This window comes from uncultured Corynebacterium sp., assembly GCF_902782855.1.
Lineage (GTDB): Bacteria > Actinomycetota > Actinomycetes > Mycobacteriales > Mycobacteriaceae > Corynebacterium.
In genome coordinates this window covers 1-3,323 of sequence record NZ_CACZOO010000270.1, presented here as the reverse complement: position 1 = coordinate 3,323, position 3,323 = coordinate 1, and the positions used below count along the sequence as shown (strand labels likewise).

Sequence of the window (3,323 nt, the reverse complement as noted above, 5' to 3'; positions counted from 1 at the left end):
GGCCGGATCCTGGCCCGCCCGGAGGAGCTCCAGGTCGGCATCCTCACCGCCGTCATCGGAGCGCCCGTGTTCATCGCCATCGTCCGTCGGCAGAAGGTGCGTGCGCTGTGACGACCTCAACCACCTCGACTCCCACGTCGGCAACCTCGGCCACCCTCGGCACCGTCATCGCACAGCGCAGGGCCCGCACCCGACGCTGGTGGACCGTCGTCGGCATCCTCGGCGTCCTCGTGATCGGTTTCTGGATCGCCTCCCTACTCTTCGGACACACCTTCTACCCCCTCTCCGATGTGTGGCGCGTCATCATCGGTGAGAAAGTGCCCGGGGCGTCCTTCACCGTCGGACGCCTCCGCCTGCCGCGCGCCTGCCTCGCCCTGATCTGCGGCCTGTGCTTCGGACTCGGCGGCGTGGTCTTCCAGACCATGCTGCGTAACCCGCTGGCCAGCCCGGACATCATCGGCATCAGTTCCGGCGCCTCGGCGGCGGCGGTGTTCTCCATCCTCACGCTGCACTGGTCCAGCACCGCCACCTCGGTCTTCGCCATCCTCGCTGCGCTGGCCGTGGCCGTGACGATCTTCCTGCTGTCCTGGAAGGGCGGGGTGGCCGGCACGCGGCTGATCCTCATAGGTATCGGTGTATCCGCGATCCTGTCGTCGCTGACGAACTGGCAGCTGGCAAGGGCACAGTCCTGGGACACCCAGGAGGCGATGCGGTGGCTCACCGGCAGCCTCAACGGGGCGGACTGGAACAACGTCATCCCCGTCGCAGTGGCCTTCGCGGTCCTCGCTCCGCTGCTGCTCACCCGGTCGCGCGACCTGTCCGCCACCCAGCTCGGTGACGACACCGCCGCAGCTCTGGGCGTCAACGTCACCCGGACCCGTCTGATCGTGACCGTCCTGGCGGTCGGACTCATCGCCTTCGCGACCGCTGCGGCCGGGCCGATCGCCTTCGTCGCCTTCCTGGCCGGGCCGATCGCCTCCCGACTGGTGGGGCCGGGGACCTCGCTGCTGATCCCCGCCGCATTCGTCGGCGCCCTGCTCGTGCTCGTCGGTGATTTCGCGGGACAGTGGTTCTTCGACACCCGCTACCCGGTCGGCGTGATCACCGGTGTGCTCGGCGCCCCGTACCTGATCTACCTCATCATCCGCACCAACCGTTCCGGAGGCTCGCTGTGACCGAATCCCATTCACTGGCCGTCGAAGGGCTGTCGCTGGGCTACGGCGACCACGCCGTCATCCACGGCATCGACCTGTCGGTCCTGCCCGGGAAGATCACCGGCATCCTCGGTGCGAACGCGTGTGGCAAGTCCACGCTGCTCAAGTCGATGTCACGGCTGCTCAAGCCGACCGGTGGACAGGTGCTGCTCGACGGCCGGGACGTGCACTCGATGCCGGCGAAGGAACTCGCTCGGACGCTCGGCCTGCTGCCGCAGTCGCCGATCGCACCGGAGGGCATCACCGTCGCCGACCTCGTCGGACGCGGACGCCACCCCCACCAGGGCATCATGTCCCGCTGGTCGTCGGCCGACGATGAGGCGGTGGCGTTCGCCCTGGACTCGACCGGCACCGCCGAGCTGGCGGACCGGGCGGTCGATGAACTGTCCGGCGGGCAGCGGCAGCGCGTGTGGATCGCCATGGCGCTCGCGCAGCAGACCGACCTGCTGCTGCTCGACGAGCCGACGACCTACCTCGACGTCGCCCACCAGGTTGAGGTGCTGGACCTGCTCACCGACCTCAACGAGGACAACGGCATCACCATCGTCATGGTGCTGCACGACCTCAACCTCGCGGCACGCTACTGCGATGAGGTCGTCATGACCGCCGACGGCGCGGTGGAGGCGCAGGGCGCGCCGGGGGAGGTTTTCACCGAGGAGCGGGTGGAGAAGGTCTTCGGCCTGAAGTCCCGCATCATCCCCGACCCGGTGTCGGGAACGCCGCTGGTGCTGCCTATCGGACGCCACCGGGTGCTGTAGCGCCGTTCACCCCGGATACATCACAGCCCGTGCCATTTTTCCGCTCCGGATGTGGCACGGGCTGTGATGTATCCGGGGTGAACATCGTCGGTGGCCCGGCCCGGTACGCTCGCGGCCATGGACCGCAGGGCTCACGCCACCTTCACCGACCTCACCCACCCCATCGCCACCGGCATGCCGGTGTATCCCGGTGACCCCGAGGTACAGGTCAGTGAGGTTCTGACCATCGGTGCAGACGGATGTGCCGTGCGGTCACTGCACCTCGGTACCCATTCCGGGACGCACATGGACGCCCCGGCGCACATCATCCCCGGTGGCCGGACCATCGACGAGGTCACGTCCGAGGAGCTCATGGGGGACGCCGCCGTCATCCACCTCCCGGACCTCGCACCGGGCCAGCGGATCGATGCGGAGTTGCTGGGCGAGGCGTGGGGGTACGGGCCGGAGGACCTTCCGGCGATCGTGCTGCTGGCCACCGGGTGGGACCGGTTCTGGGGTACCGCCGACTACCTGCGTCATCCGGTGTTGACGGAGGACGCGGCGTCCTCCCTGGTGGACGCGGGGGTACAGGTGCTCGGGGTGGACACGGCGTCCCCGGACGGGGAGGGTCTCGTGGCGCACGGGGTCCTGCTCGGGTCGGACCGGCTCATCATCGAGAACATGCGGGGGCTCACCGACCTGCCCAGGTACGTGGAGTTCACCGCGCTGCCGCTGCCCGTCGCCGGTGGTGACGGTGCCCCGGTGCGGGCGGTGGCGGCTGACCCCGTGCCCAGGTGAGCCTGAGGTTGGCGCGCAGGGTTGACAGGGTCGACGGGGAGGGTGACGGCTCCGGACGCGCACCAAGTGCCACCAGCTCCGGGACGACCTCGTCGCAGAGGAAGGTGATGTCCTCCGGGATCAGTCGCGGCATGGAAATGTATGCCCGGAACCCACGACTGCGCAGCCGTGCCGTACTCCGGGAAACCGCTGGCGGAGACGAAGAACCCGGGCATCAGGCGGGGAGCTCCGGCGTCGTGTCCTTCCTGACCTGCGAAGGACGCCAGGGCCTGTGTCATGGTGCGGGCGGCGTCGACATCGTTGAGGGTGGTGAAGACGACGTCAGGCGGCGTGAAGCGGGCATAGCGCCGGGGTTCGGGCCCAACTTCGCTCAGGGAAGCTGTGTACACCGCAGGTCGCGGACATGACTACAACACAGGAACGGTCACCGCTGGATGGCATTTCCGCTCCGCACTCATACGCAAACTACGAAAGAAAGGGACGCGACCCGCGAGAAGACGAAGCACCGATCGAGACGAACCCGGGACCGGGTGCTGGCCAGGCAGGTCGTCAAGGAGTACAACAGCGGGTCCCT

General features: G+C 68.4%; 4 protein-coding genes. All 4 read left to right on the top strand.

All coding sequences use genetic code 11. The features are described from left to right. On the top strand, positions 1-111 hold a 111-nt coding region (locus tag QZV72_RS10960), incomplete at its 5' end, for an iron chelate uptake ABC transporter family permease subunit (protein ID WP_297008426.1). Positions 112-167: 56 nt separating this feature from the next. Continuing rightward, positions 168-1,175: an iron chelate uptake ABC transporter family permease subunit gene (locus QZV72_RS10955; protein ID WP_297008423.1), complete on the top strand. Its 1,008-nt coding sequence runs from the start codon at positions 168-170 to the stop codon at positions 1,173-1,175. Then, complete coding sequence (locus QZV72_RS10950; protein ID WP_297008421.1) at positions 1,172-1,972, top strand: ABC transporter ATP-binding protein; 801 nt, start codon at positions 1,172-1,174, stop codon at positions 1,970-1,972. Before QZV72_RS10955 ends, QZV72_RS10950 begins: the two co-directional genes overlap by 4 nt. Before the next feature lie 117 nt (positions 1,973-2,089). Further along, on the top strand, positions 2,090-2,749 hold the full coding sequence (locus QZV72_RS10945) for a cyclase family protein (protein ID WP_297008419.1): 660 nt from the start codon (positions 2,090-2,092) through the stop codon (positions 2,747-2,749). Positions 2,750-3,323 lie beyond the last annotated feature (574 nt).

Bases quoted from the DNA above. Each gene is read 5' to 3' on its own strand.
- QZV72_RS10945 (WP_297008419.1), top strand. From the start codon at position 2,090: ATGGACCGCAGGGCTCACGCCACCTTCACCGACCTCACCCACCCCATC.